20 protein-coding genes are annotated in these 21,802 nt (G+C 61.6%); 15 read left to right on the forward strand and 5 right to left on the reverse strand.

Translation table 11 applies throughout. The features are described 5' to 3' along the window. Positions 1–21: 21 nt before the first annotated feature. The 8 genes from ACWKV4_RS18255 to ACWKV4_RS18290 all read left to right on the forward strand — a co-directional run bounded on the left by ACWKV4_RS18255 (position 22) and on the right by ACWKV4_RS18290 (position 9,075). Complete coding sequence (locus ACWKV4_RS18255) at positions 22–147, forward strand: hypothetical protein (RefSeq protein WP_483833516.1); 126 nt, start codon at positions 22–24, stop codon at positions 145–147. A 308-nt stretch (positions 148–455) separates the two neighbouring features. Further along, complete coding sequence (locus tag ACWKV4_RS18260) at positions 456–1,589, forward strand: 3-deoxy-7-phosphoheptulonate synthase (RefSeq protein WP_483833517.1); 1,134 nt, start codon at positions 456–458, stop codon at positions 1,587–1,589. 191 nt (positions 1,590–1,780) lie between these two features. Next, the gene (locus ACWKV4_RS18265) at positions 1,781–2,062 is read left to right on the forward strand and encodes a peptidylprolyl isomerase (protein WP_483833518.1); all 282 of its coding nucleotides are present in this window, start codon (positions 1,781–1,783) and stop codon (positions 2,060–2,062) included. Positions 2,063–2,173: 111 nt separating this feature from the next. Continuing rightward, complete coding sequence (locus ACWKV4_RS18270; RefSeq protein WP_483833519.1) at positions 2,174–4,024, forward strand: extracellular solute-binding protein; 1,851 nt, start codon at positions 2,174–2,176, stop codon at positions 4,022–4,024. Then, positions 4,021–5,079 carry a microcin C ABC transporter permease YejB gene (locus ACWKV4_RS18275; protein WP_483833520.1) on the forward strand — a complete coding sequence of 353 codons (1,059 nt, stop codon included), beginning with the start codon at positions 4,021–4,023 and terminating at the stop codon, positions 5,077–5,079. The genes ACWKV4_RS18270 and ACWKV4_RS18275 overlap by 4 nt, the downstream gene beginning before the upstream one ends. Further along, complete coding sequence (locus ACWKV4_RS18280; RefSeq protein ID WP_483833544.1) at positions 5,076–6,098, forward strand: ABC transporter permease; 1,023 nt, start codon at positions 5,076–5,078, stop codon at positions 6,096–6,098. Before ACWKV4_RS18275 ends, ACWKV4_RS18280 begins: the two co-directional genes overlap by 4 nt. 13 nt (positions 6,099–6,111) lie before the next feature. Further along, on the forward strand, positions 6,112–7,692 hold the full coding sequence (locus ACWKV4_RS18285; protein WP_483833521.1) for an ABC transporter ATP-binding protein: 1,581 nt from the start codon (positions 6,112–6,114) through the stop codon (positions 7,690–7,692). Between the two features lie 195 nt (positions 7,693–7,887). Further along, positions 7,888–9,075 carry an MFS transporter gene (locus ACWKV4_RS18290; protein ID WP_483833522.1) on the forward strand — a complete coding sequence of 396 codons (1,188 nt, stop codon included), beginning with the start codon at positions 7,888–7,890 and terminating at the stop codon, positions 9,073–9,075. Here the strand turns inward: ACWKV4_RS18290 and ACWKV4_RS18295 are convergent. Continuing rightward, on the reverse strand, positions 9,070–9,957 hold the full coding sequence (locus ACWKV4_RS18295) for a LysR family transcriptional regulator (protein ID WP_483833523.1): 888 nt from the start codon (positions 9,955–9,957) through the stop codon (positions 9,070–9,072). The two genes, ACWKV4_RS18290 and ACWKV4_RS18295, sit on opposite strands and share 6 nt — an antisense overlap. A gap of 115 nt (positions 9,958–10,072) precedes the next feature. Here ACWKV4_RS18295 and ACWKV4_RS18300 point away from each other — a divergent pair, with 115 nt between their 5' ends. Both ACWKV4_RS18300 and tkt read left to right on the forward strand, forming a co-directional pair. Beyond that, on the forward strand, positions 10,073–10,795 hold the full coding sequence (locus tag ACWKV4_RS18300) for a pirin family protein (RefSeq protein WP_483833524.1): 723 nt from the start codon (positions 10,073–10,075) through the stop codon (positions 10,793–10,795). Between the two features lie 153 nt (positions 10,796–10,948). Continuing rightward, positions 10,949–13,027 (forward strand): transketolase, encoded by a 2,079-nt coding sequence (tkt, locus tag ACWKV4_RS18305; protein WP_483833525.1) that lies wholly within the window; start codon positions 10,949–10,951, stop codon positions 13,025–13,027. Between the two features lie 76 nt (positions 13,028–13,103). On the opposite strand, the gene treS is transcribed toward tkt, so the two are convergent. Then, positions 13,104–15,170 carry a maltose alpha-D-glucosyltransferase gene (treS, locus tag ACWKV4_RS18310; RefSeq protein ID WP_483833526.1) on the reverse strand — a complete coding sequence of 689 codons (2,067 nt, stop codon included), beginning with the start codon at positions 15,168–15,170 and terminating at the stop codon, positions 13,104–13,106. Between the two features lie 178 nt (positions 15,171–15,348). Between treS and ACWKV4_RS18315 the strand changes: the two genes are divergently transcribed. Beyond that, positions 15,349–16,872 (forward strand): sensor domain-containing diguanylate cyclase, encoded by a 1,524-nt coding sequence (locus ACWKV4_RS18315; RefSeq protein ID WP_483833527.1) that lies wholly within the window; start codon positions 15,349–15,351, stop codon positions 16,870–16,872. Between the two features lie 21 nt (positions 16,873–16,893). Here ACWKV4_RS18315 and ACWKV4_RS18320 read toward each other — a convergent pair whose 3' ends face one another. Then, positions 16,894–17,586, reverse strand: coding sequence for a metallophosphoesterase (locus ACWKV4_RS18320; RefSeq protein ID WP_483833528.1), 693 nt, complete (start codon positions 17,584–17,586; stop codon positions 16,894–16,896). A 23-nt stretch (positions 17,587–17,609) separates the two neighbouring features. Then, a complete protein-coding gene (locus ACWKV4_RS18325) occupies positions 17,610–18,164 on the reverse strand; it encodes a DUF4946 domain-containing protein (protein ID WP_483833529.1) in 555 nt (184 codons plus the stop codon). A gap of 112 nt (positions 18,165–18,276) precedes the next feature. Between ACWKV4_RS18325 and ACWKV4_RS18330 the strand changes: the two genes are divergently transcribed. The 3 genes from ACWKV4_RS18330 to ACWKV4_RS18340 all read left to right on the forward strand — a co-directional run bounded on the left by ACWKV4_RS18330 (position 18,277) and on the right by ACWKV4_RS18340 (position 20,134). Continuing rightward, positions 18,277–18,669 carry a VOC family protein gene (locus ACWKV4_RS18330; protein ID WP_483833530.1) on the forward strand — a complete coding sequence of 131 codons (393 nt, stop codon included), beginning with the start codon at positions 18,277–18,279 and terminating at the stop codon, positions 18,667–18,669. 47 nt (positions 18,670–18,716) lie between these two features. Next, a complete protein-coding gene (locus ACWKV4_RS18335) occupies positions 18,717–18,917 on the forward strand; it encodes a hypothetical protein (protein ID WP_483833531.1) in 201 nt (66 codons plus the stop codon). 98 nt (positions 18,918–19,015) lie between these two features. Next, complete coding sequence (locus ACWKV4_RS18340) at positions 19,016–20,134, forward strand: mechanosensitive ion channel family protein (protein WP_483833545.1); 1,119 nt, start codon at positions 19,016–19,018, stop codon at positions 20,132–20,134. A gap of 51 nt (positions 20,135–20,185) precedes the next feature. On the opposite strand, the gene ACWKV4_RS18345 is transcribed toward ACWKV4_RS18340, so the two are convergent. Next, entirely contained in the window at positions 20,186–20,434 is a 249-nt protein-coding gene (locus tag ACWKV4_RS18345; protein ID WP_483833532.1) for a hypothetical protein, read from the reverse strand. Positions 20,435–20,644: 210 nt separating this feature from the next. Between ACWKV4_RS18345 and ACWKV4_RS18350 the strand changes: the two genes are divergently transcribed. Continuing rightward, positions 20,645–21,682, forward strand: coding sequence for an NADP(H)-dependent aldo-keto reductase (locus tag ACWKV4_RS18350; RefSeq protein ID WP_483833533.1), 1,038 nt, complete (start codon positions 20,645–20,647; stop codon positions 21,680–21,682). The last annotated feature ends 120 nt before the right edge of the window (positions 21,683–21,802 follow it).

Consider the following 21,802-nt stretch of genomic DNA (forward strand, 5'->3'; position numbering starts at 1 on the left):
GCCTGATCTGGAGACACTAGCATGTTCGCATCACCTGCCACTTACGCCACCCGCGCCTCCCAGTACTGGGCCGGTGACGTTGTGCGCGGCGCCAATGCCTGTGCCCGGTCTTATTTTGGTTACTGGTTTAGCCTCTGGCGCCGGTGACTTTTCACACAGGCGCCCACTAGCCGGGTAGCCTGACAGCGTTTTTCCAAAAACCCCCAGTCGGCCACCCGACTGGGGGTTTTGTTTTCCTGCCCCGTTAACTGTTTGGAGACAACCATGTATCACGCCACCTACCGCTGCTTTGTTTACCACACCTGGCGATTTACCCAACCCCATTCGGCCCAGCCCGCCGCCTGCGTTCGGTCCACCCAAGGCGGCACGCCCCACGCTCGCGCCTGTGCGCGCTTACGAACACCGACACCCACCCGCCTGCGTGCCTGATACGCGGCGGGCAACGAGGTTTGCCCATGACTACCCTGGTTACCCCTACCCTCACCTGTTCCAGCCTTGCCCAGCCCTTGCCATTGGCACCCCAGCCTATTGCGAGCCAGCGGCTTCCCACCGCCTTGGAATTGCGCCAAACGCTACCCTTGAGCGCCGCTTTAGGTGCCCAGGTCCAACAGCACCGCCAGCATATTCGTAGCATTCTGGCTGGCCACGACGAGCGTTTACTGGTGGTTGTAGGCCCCTGCTCGCTGCACGATCCAGCCTCTGCCGTAGCCTACGGCGCTCGACTGGCCGCCTTGGCCCATGAGTTACAAGATGAGCTGTTGATTGTGATGCGCGCTTATGTGGAGAAGCCTCGCACCACCGTAGGCTGGAAGGGGCTGCTCTACGACCCGCGCCTGGATGGCAGCCAGGATATGCACCACGGCCTTGGCCTGTGCCGGGAACTGATGCTCCAGCTCTTGGACCTGGGTCTACCGCTGGCCGGCGAGCTGCTGCAACCCTTGGCCACGGCGTACTTCGACGACCTTCTGGCGTGGGGCGCGGTAGGCGCACGCACGACTGAATCTCAGGTGCATCGGGAGATGGTCAGCGGCTTGAGCTTGCCGGTGGGCTTCAAGAACGGCACCGATGGTTCGCTAGGGGTTGCTTGTGACGCCATCCGCAGTGCCGCCCACCCTCACTGCTACTTCGGGCTGGGCCTGGAGGGCCACCCGGCCCTGCTCCAAAGCAACGGCAACCCAGACTGCCATCTGGTACTGCGCGGCGGCCACCAGGGGCCTAACTATAGCCAGGCACATTTGGCCCAGGCCCAGGCCGATTTGCGCAAGGCCGGCGTGAACACCCGTGTAATGGTCGATTGCAGCCATGCCAACAGTGGAAAAAACCCTACCCGCCAACCCGATGTACTGGCTGAGGTATTGCATCAACGCCGCCTGGGCAATTGCAACCTGGTGGGGGTCATGCTGGAAAGTCATCTATTCGAAGGCGCCCAGGCCTTGGGCGGGGATTTGCGCTACGGCGTATCGGTCACCGACGCCTGTTTGGGCTGGGAAGCTACCGAAGCGGCATTGCGCAGCGCCTTCTTTCATTCGGGCCGTAGACAACCCTCGCGATGCAGCTTTGGCGAGCTATCGCTCACTCCTACACCCTGAACTGCACCGAGGGTGGGACAGGTGCGCAGGTCAGCCTGTAGGAGCCAGCGAAGCAGGCGAATAGGTCCGACACGTCCGCGCCTTGCTTGGCAAGGCTCGGCAACGGGGCTAGCGAATCACAACGCTTAGCACTGGCTTGATACGCCAGCGCAGGTTAGGCTGTTTCGTTCATTTATCGAGGAGTGATTCCCATGGCTAAAGCCACCGCCCGCCACATCCTGGTGTCCAGCGAAGAAAAGTGCAACGAACTCAAGAACCAGATCGAAGGCGGCGCCGACTTCGCTGAAGTCGCCAAGGCCAATTCGTCCTGCCCATCGAGCCGCCAAGGCGGCGATCTGGGCTCATTCGGCCCCGGGCAAATGGTCAAGGAATTCGATCAGGTAGTGTTCAGCGCCCCGATCAATGTTGTACAGGGCCCGGTGAAAACCCAGTTCGGTTATCACCTGTTAGAGGTTACCAGCCGCCAGGATTGACTCGTTACCGGCGCACCGGCGGCTCGCTTTTAAGCGAGCCGTTTTGTTTCTGCGCGCGGACGTGCATGATTGCAACCGAATATTTCTTCGCACACCCGCTCAAGGTTGCCCATGCGCTCGGTTTCCCTCTCTGTGTGTTGCGCTTTGGCGCTGCTTTCAGCCGTATCGCCTCAAGCTTGGGCTGCCCATGCGTTGACCGTCTATGGGGAAGCTGCGAAATACCCAGCGGGCTTCGAGCATTTCGAGTACGTAAACCCCACTGCTCCCAAAGGCGGGAGCTTTCGCCGCGCGGCCATGGATATTGGCCAGTTCGACCACCTTATGCCCTTTATCGACAAAGGCATTGGTGTTTCCCAGATCGAGGGCCTGGTGTACGTACCTTTGGCGGTACGCTCCCTGGATGAGCCCTATACCGTCTATGGCTTGGTGGCCCGTTCGCTAACGCTCAGTGCTGATGGCTTGAGCCTACGCCTTGAGCTGGACCCCCGTGCTCGCTTCGCGGACGGTACACCTATTACCGCCGAGGACGTGCGCTTTACCTTCGACTTACTGATGACTCAGGGCAGCCTGCGCTACCGTGCCCAGTTCGCCGATGTCGCCCAGGTGGTGGTGGAAGGCGAGCGCCACGTGCGTTTCGACTTCAAGAACCGCGACAGCCGTACCCTTCCCCTGGATGTGGCCACGCTGCCGGTCTTTCCAAAGCACTGGTGGGCAGGCCGGGATTTTGCCAATGGCGGGGGGTTCGAGCCACCACTGGGCAGCGGCCCTTATCGGGTGAGCAAGGTCGACAACGGCCGCAGTGTTGTGTTCGAGCGCAACCCCGACTGGTGGGGCAAGGACCTACCCGTAACCCAGGGCATGTACAACTTCGATCGGGTCACGGTGGAATATTTTGGGGACATCGAAGTGGCTCGGCAGGTGTTGCGCGGCGGCGGCTTCGATTACAACCGTGAGTTCTCCGCCACCGCCTATACCATTGGCTACGCAGGGCCCGCGCTGGATGACGGCCGCCTGCAACGGGCACACCTGGCCCCCAAAGGGCTGCAAACGGCCCAAGGCTATGTGTTCAACCTGGCCCGCCCGCTGTTTCAGGACCGCCGGGTGCGGGAAGCCTTGGCCATGCTCTGGGATTTTGAGTGGAGCAACCGCCAGCTGATGCGCGACCTGTACGTGCGCCAGCAGAGTTTTTTCTCCAACGGCCCCCTGGCCGCCACCGGAGCGCTTACCCCCGAAGAGCTAAAAATTCTGGAGCCGCTGCGCGATCAACTCCCGCCGGAAGTATTCGGCCCGGCGTTCCAGGCGCCTGTCACCGACGGCAGCGGAAACATTCGGGACAAGCAACTGCGGGCCCTGCAGTTGCTGGCCGAGGCCGGATGGCACCCCAGTGGTGATCGCTTAGTGAATGCCCAAGGTGCCCCCCTGAGCTTTACCTTCCTCAATGCCCAAAGCAGCCTTGAGCGGCTGCTGCTGCCCTACAAACGCAACCTGGCGCAAATCGGCATCGACCTGCAAATCCGCCGGATCGACCCTTCGCAATACTTAAACCGCCTGATGGCCCGGGACTACGACATGATCGTGGCCGGCTACCCGGTATCGGCCTCCCCTGGCCTGGAGTTGTACAACTACTTTGGCTCGGCGTCAGCCACCGATTCGGGCTCGGGCAACTACATGGTGCTACGCAACCCGGCCGTGGATAGCCTGATCGATGGCGTGGTAAAGGCCGGCAGCTATGAGGACATGGTCAATCACGCCCATGCCTTGGACCGTGCCCTGCAATGGAATCACTACTGGATACCCAACTATTACCCCCCAGGCACCTCCACGGTGTGGTGGAACCGCTTCGGTATTCCGGCGGTGCAAGCCGCCTATGAAGAGGCGCCGGATACCTGGTGGGAAGTGAGCCCCACTGCGCTGACCTCAGAGCAGATGGCCAAGCGCAGTGTTGAAGGGCAGCGACCATGACCCGGTATATCCTGCGCCGTTTGCTGTTGATTGTTCCTACCCTGGTGGCGATCCTGCTAGTGAATTTTGTAATTGTTCAAGCCGCTCCCGGTGGGCCGGTGGAACAAGCCATCGCCCGCTTGCAGGGCGTGGGTGACCGCGCTGTCGGGGGCGGTAGTGGAGAGGGCGCCCTGGGCGGCTCCCGCGCCAGCCGTGGCCTGGACCCGCAGATGATCAAGAGCATCGAACGCCAGTACGGTTTCGACAAGCCTGCCCCCGAGCGGCTATGGCTGATGCTTAAGCACTACGCCGTGTTCGATTTTGGCGAGAGTTTTTTCCGCGGAGCCAAGGTGACTGACCTGATTCTGCAAAAGATGCCGGTCACCCTCTCGCTGGGCTTCTGGGCCACGCTCATTACCTATCTGGTCTCCATTCCTTTAGGCATTCGCAAGGCCGTGCGCCATGGCAGCCCCTTTGACGTGTGGACCAGCAGCGCGGTGATCATTGGCTACGCCATGCCTTCGTTTCTCTTCGCCATGCTGCTGATTGTCGTATTTTGCGGCGGCACCGGGCTGGACTGGTTCCCGGTGCGGGGGCTGGTATCGGACAATTTCGACGAACTCTCGCCGTTGGGCAAAGTGGCCGATTATTTCTGGCACCTGGTACTGCCGGTGTTCTCCTTGGTTATCGGCGGCTTCGCCAGCCTGACCATGCTGACCAAGAACGCCTTTCTCAATGAAGTGACCCGCCAATACGTGGTGACCGCGCGCGCCAAAGGCATGAGCGAGCGGCGGGTACTCTATGGCCACGTGCTGCGCAACGCCATGCTGCTGGTGGTCGCTGGGCTGCCCCAAGCGTTTATCAGCGTATTTTTCGCCGGCTCGCTAATGGTCGAGGTGATCTTCTCCCTCGACGGCCTGGGCCGCATGAGCTATGAGGCGGCCGTGTCGCGCGACTACCCGGTGGTGTTCGGCGCGTTGTTCCTGTTCACCCTGTTCGGGCTGCTGATCAAGCTGGTGGGTGATATCTGCTACACCCTGGTCGACCCCCGTATCGATTTTTCGAGGAACGCCTGATGCGCCTTTCTCCCGTGGCACGGCGGCGCCTGGACCGTTTTCGCAAACATCGGCGGGGCTGGTGGTCGCTGTGGGTGTTCGGCCTGCTGTTTATGCTCTGCCTGGGCGCCGAGCTGATCGCCAATGACAAGCCGCTAGTGCTCAAGGCCAACGGGCAGTATTACTTCCCGGTGTTCCAGCGCTACACAGAGCAACAGTTCGGTGGGGTGTTGCCCTTCCAGCCAGACTACCGTAGCGACTACATCCGTAAGCTGATCACCCAGCAAGACGGCTGGATGCTGTTCCCACCCATCGCCTTCGGCCCCGACACCCCCAACTATGAGCTGGCCCGCCCTGCCCCAAGCCCGCCCAGCGAGGTGAACTGGCTGGGCACCGATGACCAGGCCCGTGACGTGCTGGCGCGGGTGATCCATGGCGCCCGGGTGTCGATCTTGTTCGCGCTGGCGCTAACGTTGCTCAGCTCGTTGATCGGTGTCGCCGCTGGCGCGCTGCAAGGGTATTACGGGGGCTGGGTAGACCTGCTCGGGCAGCGTTTGCAAGAGGTGTGGTCCGGCCTGCCGGTGCTGTATTTGTTGATCATCCTGTCTGGTTTTGTGGAGCCTGGCTTCTGGTGGCTGCTGGGGATCATGACCTTGTTCTCGTGGCTGGCCTTGGTAGACGTAGTGCGGGCGGAGTTCCTGCGCGGGCGTAACCTGGAGTACGTGAAAGCCGCGCGCGCCCTGGGGCTGCCCGCGCGCCGAGTGATCCTGCGGCATATCCTGCCCAATGCCATGAACGCCACCCTGAGCTACCTGCCGTTCATCCTTACCGGCGCCATCACCACCTTGAGCGCGCTGGATTTCCTGGGCTTCGGCATGCCGGCCGGGAGTGCGTCCCTGGGCGAGCTGATCGCCCAAGGCAAACAGAATTTGCAAGCGCCCTGGTTAGGGCTGACCGCATTCTTCTCCTTAGGTGTGATCCTGTGCCTGTTGGTGTTCATTGGTGAGGCGTTGCGTGATGCCTTCGACCCCCGGTCTTGAAATGGAGCCCGCCATGCCTGAACCCTTGATCCAGATCCGCGACCTGTGGATCGGCTTTGGTGGCGACCCAGTGGTGCGCAACCTATGCCTGGACATCCTGCCGGGGGAGTGCCTGGCCCTGGTAGGGGAATCCGGCTCGGGTAAGTCAGTGACCGCCAATGCCATCCTGCAACTGTTGCCCGCGGACAGCCATACCCAGGGCAGCATTCGCTACCGAGGCGAGGAACTGGTCGGCGCCAATGGCACTACCCTGCGCCAACTGCGTGGCAACCGCATTGCGATGATCTTCCAGGAGCCGATGACCTCGCTCAATCCCTTGCACACCGTGGCGCGGCAGATCGGCGAAACCCTGCTGGTGCACCGCGGCCTCGCGGGCCAGGCGGCCAAGGCGCGCACGCTGGAGTTGTTGGAACTGGTAGGGATCGCCAACCCGGCAAGCCGGCTCAAGGCGTACCCCCATCAGCTCTCGGGGGGGCAACGGCAACGGGTGATGATCGCCATGGCCTTGGCCTGCGAGCCAGAGCTGTTGATCGCTGACGAGCCCACTACGGCCCTGGACGTGACCGTGCAGCGCAAAATCCTGCTGTTGCTTAAATCCTTGCAGCAACGCTTGGGCATGTCCCTGCTGCTGATCAGTCACGACCTCAACCTGGTGCGAAGTATTGCCCAGCGGGTATGCGTGATGCGGGCTGGGGAAGTGGTCGAGCAGGCGCCCTGCGAGGTGCTCTTCGCCCAGCCTCAACACCCTTACAGCCGTTTGTTGCTTGATGCGGAGCCTGCCGGCGAAGCCTTGCCCAGGGAGGAACGCGAGCCGGTACTACAGGTGCGTGACCTGAAAGTCTGGTATGCGTTAGGCGGCGGCCTGTTGCGCAAACCCTGGAGCCATGTAAAGGCCGTGGATGGGGTTGGCCTTGACGTGCAGCGCGGTAAAACCCTTGGCATCGTGGGTGAGTCCGGCTCAGGCAAGTCCACCCTGGGCCAGGCCATTTTGCGGCTGATCGATGCCGAAGGCAGCATTGAGTTCGAAGGCCAGCCGCTGCATGGGCTGAACCAGAAGCAGATGCGCCCCTGGCGGCGTGCGATGCAGGTCGTCTTCCAAGACCCCTACGGCAGCCTTAGCCCACGCCTGTCGGTGGCACAGATCATCGCCGAGGGCCTGGAGGTACATTTGGAGGCCGACGCCCGCCAGTGCGACAACGCGGTGATCGAGGCGCTACAGGAAGTAGGCCTGGACCCCACCACTCGCCATCGCTACCCCCATGAGTTTTCCGGGGGGCAGCGCCAGCGCATTGCCATCGCCCGGGCCTTGGTGCTCAAGCCTAGGCTGATCCTGCTGGATGAACCCACCTCGGCGTTGGACCGCACGGTGCAAAAGCAAGTGGTCGCACTGTTGCGAACCCTCCAGCAGCGCCACGGGTTGACTTACTTATTCATTAGCCATGACCTGGCCGTGATACGGGCGCTGGCTCACGACATTCTGGTGCTCAAGGACGGCCAAGTGGTGGAGTACGGCCCAAGCCACCACGTGTTCGAAACGCCGCAACACCCGTATACCCAGGAGTTGCTGGCGGCGGCGTTGGGCGGGCCTCTCTAGATAGGAGCAAATAATGCGAACTGTTCCAATATCAGCGACGGCAGCAATTTTAATCGTTAACCGCTGGCATGCTGAAAACCTACAAGCCCACCAGGGCCTGATACTGCTAACCTCGCTTGGTGTGAACACCGGGAAGGCTGTGCTCAAGCCTGCCCCCACTACGCTCTCTGACGATCTACTCTACTCGGCAGCACTATGACCCAACCTTCTCCCGCGCCCGCCCATACCTCCCTGACCTCTGGCCTGGTGCTGTTGTTTGCCTTTTGTTGCGGTGCCATCGTCGCCAATATCTACTACAGCCAGCCGATCATCGAGTTGATCGCCCCGGCAGTGGGGCTCTCGGCCCATGGCGCGTCCCTGGTGGTGTCCCTGACCCAAGTCGGCTATGCGCTTGGGCTGTTTCTGCTGGTGCCCTTGGCGGACCTTTTAGAAAACCGTCGGTTGATCCTCGCTACGGTAGTGGTAGCGGGCTTGAGTTTGCTGGGCGCGGCCTTTAGCCAGCGGGCCGATGTATTTCTGGGGATTTCGCTGCTGATCGGGTTCAGTTCGGTGGCGGTGCAGATGCTGATTCCCATGGCGGCCCATATGGCACCGGAAGCCGTCCGTGGCCGGGTGGTGGGCAATATCATGAGCGGCCTGCTGCTGGGCATCCTGCTGGCGCGCCCGGTTGCCAGCTTGATCGCCGACCATTTGGGGTGGCGAGCCGTGTTTATTCTTGCCGCAATGGCCATGCTGGCGATCCTGGCCCTGCTGGCGTTCACCCTGCCGCGCCGACAACCGGCCCATGCCGCTACCTATGGGCAGTTGCTGCTGTCCATGGTCGGCCTGCTCGCGCGCTACCCCGCACTGCGAGAGCGGGCGTATTACCAGGCACTGATGTTTGCCGCCTTTAGCCTGTTTTGGACTACGGTGCCTATTGAGCTATCCCGGGTATATGGGCTAAGCCAAACCCAAATCGCTCTCTTCGCGCTGGTAGGGGCCATGGGCGCGGTAGCGGCACCCATCGCCGGCCGCCTGGCCGATGCGGGGCACGGCCAAGTGGCCACCCTGCTGGCGCTGCTGCTGGCGCCCGTGGCCTTCCTACTGGCGCTGCTGCCAGGCAATGGTGTGCTATGGCTGGCCTTGACCGGCGTTGTGCTGGATTTTGCCGTGCAGATGAGCATGGTTACCGGGCAGCGGTTGATCTATGCCCTGGATGCCCAGAGCCGGGCGCGCCTCAATGGCCTGTATGTCACCAGTATCTTCATTGGCGGGGCACTGGGTTCAGCCTTTGCCAGCAGCCTGTACGAGCGCGCTGGCTGGGCGGGCGTGGTGACAGTGGGCGCCGCGCTGCCACTGGTGGGCCTGGCACTCTTCATGTGCCACGCGCGAGGCCGCTCATAAGGCCTCCCCCAGTTGTTCCCGCAGAAATTCCACCAGCACCTGTACGGCACGCGAGCCTTGCCGGTGCTGCGGGTATAACGCCGACAACGCCAAGGCCGGTGGCCGCCAAGGGTCCAGTACCCGGGTAAGGCGGCCATCGGCTAGCGCGCCTTTAACGATGAACAACGGCAGAAAGGTGATACCCAAGCCGGCGATGGCCGCATCGCGAAGCACCTCACCATTGTTGGCGCGCAGGCGGCCGGTCACAGGTATCCACTCGGCCTTGCCGTCGCGCTCGAAGCGCCATTGAGAGGTACGCCCGTGCCCATAGGGAAGGCAGGCGTGCCCCGCCAAGGCTGCGGGGTTCTCAGGCGTTCCGCGCGCTGCCAGGTAGCCGGGGCTGCACACCCAAACGCGCTCCACCTCGGCGATACGCCGGGCGATCAGGCTCGAATCTTCCAGTTGGCCAATTCGCAGCGCCAGGTCGAAGCCTTCGGCCAGCAGGTCCACCGAGCGGTCGCTCAGGTCCACCTCCACCCAAACCTGCGGATAGCGCTGCATAAACAGTGGAAACAATCCACTAAGGTGCTCCACCGCGAACGACAGCGGCGCGCTCAATCGCAGGGTGCCCCTAGGCTGCCCCTGTTGCCCGGCGATGCTTTGCTCGACCTGTTCTACCTCGCCGAGCAGCCGTAGCGCCGCTTCATGATAGGCGTGCCCCAGCGGGGTGATGTCCAGGCGGCGAGTCGACCTGTTGAGTAGCCGCACGCCTAGCCGTGCTTCCAAGGCCATGATCCGCCGGCTGATAAACTGTTTGGATACCCCTAGCTGCCCAGCGGCGGCGGTAAAGCTGCCGGATTCGAGCACTTGAGTGAACAGGCGCATATCTTCGAACGGGTTCATACCTGGTGCCGCCATTGTCAACCTTAAGGAGACAGTATGGCCCCGCCAGCCTACTTAATACAGCTCATAAAGGACAGTAGACTGGCCCCATACCAACCTGTACGAGGTGAACACAATGCTCGCTCTACGCAAATCCACTGAACGTGGCGTGGCCAATCACGGCTGGCTCAAATCATTTCATACCTTCTCCTTCGCCTCTTATCGCGACCCTAAAGAGCAAGGATTTTCCGACCTGCTGGTGATCAACGATGACCGCGTGGCCGCCGCCCAAGGGTTTGGTCAGCACCCGCACCGGGACATGGAGATTTTTTCCTATGTGCTTGAAGGCGCCCTGGCTCACCAGGACAGCCTGGGCACCGGTTCAGTGATCCACCCCGGTGACGTGCAACTGATGAGCGCAGGCAGTGGCGTGACCCACAGTGAGTTCAATCACGCCGCTGATGCACCCGTGCACTTTCTGCAAATCTGGATCGTGCCTAATGAGCAAGGGGCCAAGCCGCGCTATCAGCAGCAGCACTTTAGCCCTGACGAAAAGCGCGGCACGCTGCGGCTGATCATTTCCCCCGAGGGCGCCCAAGGGTCACTGAGCGTACGCCAGGACGCACGTGTGTACGCAGGCTTGTTCGATGGCGCCGAGCAGGCTGAGCTCACGTTGGCCGAAAACCGCTATGCCTACGTGCATGTGGCCCAGGGTAGCGTGACCCTCAATGGCCAGGCACTGGTAGAGGGCGACGGGGTGAGGGTGCGCCAGGAACGCACGCTAACGCTAAGCGATGGGCAGAACGCCGAGGTGCTGGTATTTGACCTGCGCCCCCACGAGTTGCCCGGCATGGCTTGATAGGGCGTGTTGTCAGCCATGGCTAAGCCAAGCGCTACGTTAACAAAAGCAACTCACCCGCCCCCCCGCGGTCAGCTTCATAACCAGCACGGTTACGGAGCCGGCCGCGCGCCGGTCCGCTAATCGACTCACCGTCGACCAAGGACCTCAACCATGCAAGCACCTTCCTCCCTGTCTGACGCCGATCGCCAAGCCCGCGATCGCCTCTGCACCGACACTATCCGTACCCTGAGCATGGACGCGGTGCAAAAGGCCAATTCTGGCCACCCGGGTACGCCCATGGCGCTAGCGCCTGTGGCCTATACACTGTGGAGCCAATTCCTGCGCTACCACCCCGATCACCCGGATTGGCCCAACCGCGACCGTTTCGTCCTGTCAGCCGGGCATGCGTCCATGCTGCTGTACTCATTGCTGCACCTGGCGGGCGTGATAGAGATCAATGCCGACGGCAAGCCTTCAGGTAACGAAGCCGTTAGCCTGGAAGACATCAAACAGTTCCGGCAAATGTCTTCGAAAACCCCAGGCCACCCGGAATACCGCATGACCACGGGGGTGGAAACCACCACCGGCCCTCTGGGCCAGGGTTGCGCCAACAGCGTGGGCATGGCCATGGCCAGCCACTGGTTGGGCGAGCGCTTCAACCATGCCAAGGGTGCCCTGTTCGATTACCGGGTGTTCGCGTTGTGCGGCGATGGCGACATGATGGAAGGCGTGAGCAGCGAGGCAGCCTCCCTTGCAGGCCACCTCAAGCTGGGCAACCTGTGCTGGATCTATGACAATAACACCATCAGCATCGAAGGCCACACCGAACTGGCCTTCAGCGAAGACGTGATCACCCGCTTCAAAGGCTATGGCTGGAATACACTGCATGTGACCGATGCCAACGACACCGCGGCCCTGGCCCAGGCGTTCAAGCAGTTCGAAGGCGGGGGGCAAGCACCGTTATTGATCGTTGTAGACAGCGTGATCGGCTATGGCGCGCCCAACAAGCACAACTCCTCCGCGGCCCATGGCGAGCCGTTGGGCGAAGATGAAATCCGCCTGGCGAAAACCGCCTATGGCTGGGACCCGGACGCGCAATTTAGTGTACCGAGCGACGCCAAGGGCTGGCTGCAAGCGCAGTTGCGCGAGCGTAACCAGGGCGCTTACAGCGCGTGGGAAGCCGCTCACACTGCCCTTGAAAGCGCGGACCCTACGTTGGCTGACCAACTGGCCCGGATGCGCGCGGGCGAGATGCCGGAAGGTTGGGCCGAGCACCTTGAGCTGTACCCCGCCGATGCCAAAGGCGTCGCCAGTCGGCAATCCGGTGGTCAGGTACTCAATGCGTTCGCCCAGCAAATCCCCTGGCTGCTGGGCGGCTCCGCCGACCTGTCGCCTTCCACCAAGACCAACCTCACCTTCGAAGGCGCGGGCAGTTTCCAAGCGGCGAGTTATCAAGGCCGCAACCTGCACTTCGGCGTGCGTGAACATGCCATGGGCGCCATCGCCAACGGCTTGGCCCTGTGCTACTTGCGCCCTTACACCTCGACCTTTCTAGTGTTCAGCGATTACATGAAGCCGCCGATTCGCTTGGCCGCGATCATGGAGCTGCCCGTGATTTTCGTGTTCACCCACGACTCCATCGGCGTGGGCGAAGACGGCCCTACCCACCAGCCCATCGAGCAGTTGGCGCAACTGCGCGCCACCCCAGGGGTGATCACCCTGCGCCCCGGGGACGCCAATGAAACCGCGCAGGCCTGGAAGGTTGCGCTCAAGCAAACTGACCGCCCTTCGTGCATCGTGCTTAGCCGCCAGCCGTTACCGACCTTGGACCGCAAGCGCTATGCAGCCGCTGAAGGAGTAGAGCGCGGTGCCTACGTGCTGGCCGGTAGCGCCAACGCCAAGGTGCTGTTACTGGCCACGGGCAGCGAGCTTAGCCTGGCCATCGAAGCCCATGAGCACCTGTATGCCGAAGGCATTGAGAGCCGGGTGGTGTCCATGCCGAGCTGGGAATTGTTCGAGGATCAGGACCAAGCCTACAAGGACAGCGTGCTGCCGCCCTCCATTACCGCCCGCGTGGCCATCGAGCAGGCCGGCCCCCTGGGCTGGGACCGGTATGTGGGCATGACCGGTGCCAAGGTAGTAATGAACAGCTTCGGCGCCTCCGCGCCGATCAGCAAGCTGCAGGCGCAGTACGGTTTTACCGTAGAGAACGTGGTGAAGCTGGCCAAGGCGCAGTTGGCAAAGGCCTAAAAAAAGGCTCGCGAACCTTGACGTTCAAGGTTCGCGAGCCGGTTGGCGCTTTCCTGCGCCGTTACCTCACTTATGTCTACAGCGGCAAGCTCGCACTTACCACACGCAGGGCCAGGCCCTCATAGGGGTCGAGGCTGATGGTGAAATCGCCGGCCTCGGTCAGGTCGCCTTCCACCCGCTCGTTGATGATGTCCACCACTGGGCCCGGCGCAATACCCGGCAAGTGGAGGGTTTCCACCAAGGCTTCACTGCCGAAGTTAAGCGCAGTGATTTGTGTGCCTCTGCCGGCTGGCAGCTCATGGACCATGATCAACAGTGACGGATGCTCAGTGTCCGGGACCAGGACTTGCTTGCTGGCGGCAATGTCATAGGCCCGGCGCACGGCGAGGATTTTCTTCAGCTGTGAGGCGAACGAATCCGGCCGCTTGAGTTGGTCAACCAGGCTGCCATACAGGCTGCGCGCCATTGGCATGCCCCCGGTGGACACTTCAGCGCTAGGGTCCAGCGCTGCCAGGTCATAGGCACCGCGGTGTATCCAGCGGGTATCGCCGTCTTGCATCAAGTGCGCGACCTGATCAGCCGGTAGCGGCAAGGCGCCGGCAAGGTCCCAGCCAGAAAGCGCGAATACACCTGGCTGCATCGCGTTGTACATCACCAGCAAGAGGTGGATGTGCTGGATGCGTTGGATGTCGTCCTCAGTGAGGGTATCCAGATCGCGGATGCCCAAGGCGGCGGTAATGATGCTGGCGGTGGTGCAGGACACCCCGTTGGTGACGAACTTCAGGTTGTAAGGCGCATGCTCGCCGGCCAGGCGCTCGTACATCTCCTCGCGGATATGCTCGCGCAGAATGTTGCCGGGGAAGGTCTGGCCTTGGTACATGAACTGGTCGTGGGCATGCAACGTCCAGAAGTGCACCAACTCCAGGGTCAGCTCATCGTGGTTCTGCAAGGCATGGATCAAGGACGCAGGGTCTACGCCGAACTTGTGCATCTCCTTAAGCATCAACCGCAAAAATTCCGTGCGCCCGGTGAGCAAGGCATGCTGGTAGGCCGGCCGGGTGATGAAATCGTAGGACAGGTCTGCCCCGCCGTGGGACATGGCCGCGATGTCATCAATGGTCAGGTTCAGCTCCTGGAAGCTGAAACCACCGGCCTTGCGAATGGCCCCGCCCAGCAGCTGGTTACCGTTGACCGACAGCGGGTGGCTCTCAGACCACGCGCCGCCTTCGGGACGCCGCTCTACGCCCAGAAAACCATTGGCGTCAAGGCGCAACACCCGCGCGCCGACCACATCGATGGCGTGCAAGGCGTCACCGATGATCATTTGCTGGGCCGCAAAGCTTGGGTCTAGCCAATTGAGCGAAGGTTGGCCTTCTTTGAAGTAGTGCAGGTACACCCAGCGCCGGGCCTTGCCGTCCACGCCCATTACCACCGAGGTGGCGCTCCAGTCGGTTTCTTTAACACCGGGTTCGAAAAAGATTACCCGTTGCAATTGGCCAACGATGTAGTGCTTCTCGCGCAGCAGGTCCACTAGCGCAGGCGGCAGGTTCACCGCGTCTCGGCCTTCCGGGACCTCAGGCAGCAGGCTCCAGTCTTCCTCGCGGATCTCCACCATATGGAACAGCCCAGGGTATTCCTCGTAGGCCATTTCTGCCAGGCGGAAGTCCGCGCCCTTTCCCGTGTGGGAAGGAATGGCGTCTTCGATGATGACCGCGTTATGGGCCGCGGCCAGGCGAGCCAGGGCTACCAATTCGGCTTCGGTACCCAACTCGGGGTCGATCTCGAAACTGATGCGGTCGAAGTTGCCGTCAATGGTCGGGGTGTGGGTTTTCCCACGCAGGCCACCAGAGAGCTTCAGCGGGCCATTGTGAATGCCTTGGATGCCGACTTCCGACAGGGCATGCCAAAGGGTTTCGTCACCCAAGGCCTGAAGCACCGACTCGCCTTCGCGGGTCACGATGGACGCAGGGTATGCAGTAAACCAGACCGAAGCGATGGCTGAAGCGTCACGAGGGCGGGCATGGGCGAACGGGCGCTGCCAGAGGCGCGCTTGGCCTGAGTAGAGCTTGGCCCGTTGCTTGGCCGCGTTGAGCATGGAACGCTCCACCAGCCAACGCACATGATCCGGATCCGGGGGGGTCATAGGCTACCTTCCGTTGAAGTGGGTCTTGTTCAGAGTGCCGCGGGCAGCGAAACGTTGCATTGGCCGCGCGTATTGAAGCCGCTCCCTTACTGGCCTTGTTCAAGGTTGCAGTGGGCAGGCTTCACGGTCATGATTCGGGCACCAGCCCCCGCCAAGATTTTCAGCACAGTGAGTGCGCATGCCCGACAGCCGCCCCCCTACGCCCCTGCCCGGCAAAAGCCCCGTGACGGTCGCGCTGTCGCTCATCGTGATCGTGGTGGTATCGCTGGTTGGGCTGGATATCTGGCAAAGCTGGACGTCTCGTACCCAAACCTTGCTGAGCGCCGAGGCCAATACGTCCAACCTGTCGCGTTCGCTGTCCGAACACGCGAGCAATACCCTCCAGGAAGCCGATATCGTATTGATCGGGCTAGTGGAGCGGGCACAAACCGACGGCGTGAGCAGCGAGGCCCAGCGGCTGCGCCTGCACCGCCTGATGAAGCGGCTGACCGGCAGCCTGCGGCAGCTCCATACTCTGCTCATCTACGACCGTGACGGCCGGTGGCGGGTCAGTTCCGAGAGTGCACACCCCCCAGACCGCAACAATGGCGACCGCGCCTATTTTATCTATCACAGTACCCACACCGATTTAGGCGCCCATCTAGGCCCAGTGGTGCGCAGCCGTTCCACCGGTGACCTGATTATCACCCTGTCGCGGCGCATCAACGATAGCGAAGGGCGCTTTGCCGGGGTCGCGCTGGCCACCCTGAAAGTGGACTACTTTGAGCGCTTCTACGAAGCCTACAGCCTTGACCCTAACGGGGCCATCAGCCTGGCCCTGGCGGATGGCACCCTGTTGGTTCGCCGCCCTTACAACGAAGCGTTGATCGGTTCGAGCATCGCCAAAGGCGTAATTTTTTCCCAGCTGCTGCCCAAGGCCGATGCTGGCACGCAACTGCTGCCTTCGGTGATAGACGGCGTAGAACGCTTGTATGGCTACCGAACCGTGGATGGTTATCCGCTAGTCGTGCTGGTCGCCGAGTCCAAGGACTTCCTGCTGGCCAACTGGCGCGCGAACCTGCTGCGTACCGCGCTGGTGATTTGCCTGCTGTTGATGGCCACCTGCGCCTTTGGCGCGATTTTGATCCGACAGATTCGGCAGAATGAGCGCACAGATGTGCAATTGCGCGATGCTCACGCGGCCCTAGAGCAAATGGCGATGCAGGACAGCCTCACCGGCCTTGCCAACCGGCGCCAGTTGGAAGAGTCCCTGCCGCTGGAAATCAGCCGAGCCCGGCGCAATGGTCGGCCCCTGGGCGTGATTATGCTGGATATCGACCACTTCAAGGCTTACAACGATATCTACGGCCACCCCGCAGGCGACGCTTGCATTCATGAAGTGGGCCAGGCAGTGCTGGGCAGCGTTGGCCGCGCCGGGGATCTGGTAGTGCGCTACGGGGGTGAGGAGTTGTTGGTACTGTTGCCCGAGTGCGAACTGCCAGGTGCCCTGCGGGTTGCCGAGCGCATGGTGGAGGCGGTGCGCGCACTGGACATCCCCCATACCGGCAGCCCGTATGGCAGGGTCACCCTGAGCGCGGGCGCCCATGTATGGTCGGGCCGCGAGTTGCCAGCCCGACCGCAGGCGTTGGTGGAAGCGGCCGATGCGGCGCTGTATCGAGCCAAGGCCGAAGGGCGTAACCGGGTGCATCCGGCTCAGTTGTAAGCCGGCCGCGGCAGTGCTGGCTCAGGCTGGCACCACCTTGAGCTTGCCCAGCTCGAGCAAGCTGAAATACCCTTCGCTCCAGCCAGCGGTGTCGATGTGCCAAACATTGCCTAGCCTGCGCGGGCGCCTTAGAGGGGTATGCCCCACCACCACCGCCCGCACGTCCTGCACCTCGCTTTCGTCACGCTGCTTCAGCCGCGCCCTGGACCACTGGAACTCTTCTTCCAGCTCCATGGCTACGGGCAGCACACCGGTAAGGTAGTCACGCAAGGTGGTCCAACTCGGGAATGGGCAATGAGCATGTACTAGCCCTACCAAACCCTTGGCGGTTTCTACCTCCAGCGCCACCGGTAGCCTGGCCAGCCGCTCGGCGCACTGGCGCTGGAAGGTCACGGGGCTGTCCATGAACCAGGCGCCGCCGCTGCTCAGGTAATGCCGGCGATCGAGCTCCGGATCGCCGCTGACGTATTGCCAGGTCAGCACCTCATGGTTGCCCTGCACGGCGTGGAACCAAGGCTGTTCCAGCCATTCCAGGGCTCGAGGGCTTTCAGGCCCGCGATCGACCAGGTCGCCCACGCTGAACAGGCGATCTCGGCTTGGATCAAAACGGGCACGCTCCAGCGTGGCTTCCAGCCGGCTGAAATGCCCGTGAATATCCCCTACCGCGTAATCGCGGCCCAACGGGTTTGGCCCAAAGTGTTCGAATCGCGCCATACACTGCTCCTTTGCCGCCCCGCTCAGTGCTCTGCGCTCAACACCAGCGAGCTTCGAATTTCCAGCACGGCCCCTTCGTTGGCTTGATAGCCCCCAGGTGTGCCTGCATAAGACAATGCCCATACCCGGGACGGGCCGGCCGCCGCCAATAAGGTTTGGGTAATGACATGGCCGCCGTTGAGGGTAATGGTGCAGGTGGTTTCCGCTGCGGGTACGTTATTGAGTGTATTTGATTTCACCCGAGTGCAGGCACTTTGATAGCCCCCGCGCGAAAAGTTCTGTTGCACTGCCTTGCGCATCTCCAGCACCACCCCTGCCACGTTCACCACATGCCCTGCTTCCACCGGGCTTTGACTCAACTCTACGATCATCGCCGGGTCGCCTTTTTCATCAAGCTTGGTCGCCCGTTGCCGGTTGACGTCACTACCAGGTTCCGAAGGGATTGGCTCTACCTGCCAGCCCGGCGGCCAGGCAACGGTGACCTCATCGGCGCTCGCCAACAATGGCCCGGCCAGTGCCAACGTAAAGGCGCCAAGGGTAAAGACCGTGCAAGGAAGGCGGCGGTTCTTCATGGCCATGGGGTATCCGCGTAAAAGCCCACAGTCTCGCAGCCTGCTCAGGCTTCGTATAGAGCCCTGGACAGCCCGAGCGCCCTCTCGTAGGGTGAGCGTCTTCCCATGGAGAGCCGCGATGTCCGAATTGCCCAAACCTGGCGCCTTGCTGTTTGCAAAAGACCTGGAACGCATGGCGGCGTTCTATGAGCAGGTGGCGGGATTGCCGATAAAGGTCCGGGCCGAAGGGCGCATCGTGCTTGAATCGGCACACTTTTCCCTGGTGCTGCACGCCCTGCCGCAAATCGTTGCCGACAACCTGGTGATCGCCTCACCCCCGCTGCGGCGCACGGACGTGCCCATGAAGCTGATGCTGCCTGTAGCGTCCCTGGCGCTGGTGCACACCTTAAGCCCGATGCTCGGCGGTGGGATGGAAGGAGAAGAATCGCAGTGGGTAGGCCCAGGCTTTAGGGCCGGTGAAGGCTTTGACCCGGAAGGTAACCTGGTGCAATGGCGGGAACCTTTGGCCTGAGCCACGCCTCATTAGCCTAAGCCCTGACGCTATCGAGGAAGCACCTGATGAACCCTAATACTGAAGGCACCGAGGAACAGGGCCCGAGCGGCGTGCCCTTTATCAATGACCCTGCCAAACCTGCCAACGCAGGCATCAAGCCCGCCCCTGATACCCTCAATGACCCCGGTAATGAAGACCCAGGCTCTGGCCTGATCGACGACGCTCAAGTGCCCCTGAACGACAGCGAAAAGCCTCGCCGCAACTAAGCGGATAGCCGTGCGATAGACGCATTGCCTGGGAACCGCGGCGCGCCCGCCGGGTCGGTATCGACTCAAGCCTACCCCGAGGACGCTCCGTGGACGTTATCCCTCCATCCTGGCTCGACTGGATTCCTCTGCCCTGGCTAAGCACGCTGATCGCGGCCGCCACCGCGGTACTGCTGGTATTGCTGGTGCGTTGGCTGGGCCAAATTCTGCTGGTGCGCCTATCACGGCGCATGCTGCTGGCACAACAGCTCGTGTCCAAGGCCAAGCGCCCTTCCCTGTGGCTGATGCCCTTACTGGCGCTGCAATCGGTATGGACCTCCGCGCCTGACGACCTTTTACTGATCAATACCGTACGTCACCTCAACGGTTTGCTGGTGGTAATGGGTTTTACCTGGCTCGGGGTGCGCTGCGTAGCGGCGGTGGCCGACACCATCGCCATTCGTAACCCGCTGGATATCGAAGACAACCTCAATGCCCGGCGCATCCAGACCCAAGTAAGGGTATTGGTGCGCTGCCTGAATGTCGTGGTGATCCTCTTCGGCACTGGGTTGATTCTGATGAGTTTCCCGGCGGTGCGTCAGGTGGGTACCAGCTTGCTGGCTTCGGCGGGCTTGGCTGGGCTGGCGGCGGGCTTTGCCGCCAAACCCGTGCTGGGCAACCTGATCGCAGGCTTGCAGATCGCCATTTCCCAGCCCATTCGGTTGGACGATGTGGTGATCGTCGAAGGCGAATGGGGCCGTATCGAAGAAATCACCGGCAGCTATGTGGTGGTTAAGATCTGGGATGAACGACGGCTGGTAGTACCGCTGACCTACTTTATCGAAAAGCCTTTCCAGAACTGGACCCGCAGCGCCTCCAGCCTGATTGGCTCGGTGTTCCTATGGGTGGATTACTCGCTGCCCCTGGAAGTGCTGCGCGAAGAGGTTAAACGCCTGTGCGAAGAGATCCCTCATCTGTGGGATGGTCGGGTCTGCGTGCTACAGGTCACCGACACCAGTGAAAAGTCCATGCAATTGAGGGTATTGCTCAGCTCGCTGGATTCCTCCAGGAACTGGGACGCTCGCTGTTATGTGCGCGAACGCCTGATCACCTTTATCAACCACGAATATCCCCAGTGCCTGCCGCAACTGCGTGCTGAATTGCAGACGAAAACAGCCCGCCCCGATGCCCATCAACCTATCAAGGCTGAGGAAATCGAGCGTCAACCACCGGTATGATCGTTATTGTTATCGAGGTGCCCGCGGCGCGGACGGTCAAGCGAGGGTCGTTCAGAGGGTCTGTTCAGCGGCCGCCATGGATTGAATCATCACGTTTTTTTGCGCGTCGGTCAGGTGATCCCAGTAGTGATGCTTGGCATAGACGCCCAAGCCACCTGCAATGTACAGGCACAGTGCAACGATGATCATCACCGCCAACGGCGATGCGCCTTCCTCGGCATCATCCCGCGTGGAAGGCGTGAAAGCGTCCTGCAGGCGTTTGAAGAAATGAGTCAAGTAGAGCAATACTTGGCGCCCCATGGTAGTCGTTCGAACCTCTTGAAGTGGATTGAAAATAAGGTCGCGGGGGTGCTCAAAGCCCTGATTGCAGGCCCCGGTTACGGCTGGCCGCGAGGGTTGTATGATAACTCAGCAAGAAGTCACCAAATAGTTAGGCTGCTTGGCATTTCGACGAACGTGGTGCGACATTGCGTCCCACCCGCCTATGTTTATGTATGAACGGGAGCTTCCATGCACTATCGCGTAATGGGTAAAACCGACCTGAAGGTCAGCGCCATCGCGCTCGGAACCATGACCTGGGGCGAGCAGAATACCCAGGCCGAGGCCTTCGAACAGATTCGCCTGGCCAAGGACGCCGGCGTGACCTTTATGGATACCGCCGAGATGTACCCCGTACCCCCGCGCGGTGAAACCTACACCAAGACCGAGCAAATCATCGGCAATTACTTGCGTGAGCACGGCGACCGGGCCGATTGGGTGTTGGCCAGCAAGGTCGCCGGGCCAGGGCGCATGGACCACATCCGCGACGGCAACCCTCGGCTGGACCGCAAGAACATCACCGCGGCCCTGGAGGCATCGCTTACGCGCCTGGGCACTGACTATCTGGACCTGTATCAGTTGCACTGGCCTGACCGTAAAACCAATTTCTTTGGCCAGCTCAACTACCAGCACGATGCCGATGATGTATTCACGCCCATCGAGGACACCCTTGAAGTGCTGGATGAGTTGGTCAAGGCGGGAAAAATCCGCCACATTGGCCTATCCAACGAAACCCCATGGGGCACCCAGCGCTTCCTGCACCTGGCCGAAACCCGTGGCTGGCCGCGCGCGGTTTCGATCCAGAACCCCTACAACCTGCTTAACCGCACCTTCGAAGTAGGCCTGGCGGAAATCGCCCTGCGCGAGCACATCGGCCTGCTGGCCTATTCGCCGCTGGCGTTTGGCGTGCTTTCCGGTAAGTACCTGGGAGGCGCACGCCCCGAAACCGGCCGCCTGACTCTGTTTGAACGCTTCCAACGCTACAACAACCCTCAGGCCGAGGCCGCGGCCACCGCCTATGTGGCCTTGGCCCGAGAACATGGCCTGGACCCAGCCCAAATGGCATTGCAATTCGTGACCGAGCAACCCTTCGTGACCAGTAATATCATCGGCGCCACTACCCTTGAACAACTGCGCAGCAACCTGGCCAGCGTTGAGGTAAAGCTAAGCGATGAAGTACGTGCGGGCATCGAAGCCATTCACACCCGGCACCCTAACCCTGCCCCTTGACCACTGTCCCTTAACGCTCGCCCCTTAACCCTGAGAGCAGAGCCCAGGCAATGCTCAAACGGCAGGTCGACCGCTCGGCCTGTCGTTCGCTGCCCATGCCCTGCCCGCCCCTGTTTATGC

This window comes from Pseudomonas artemisiae, from assembly GCF_057128685.1.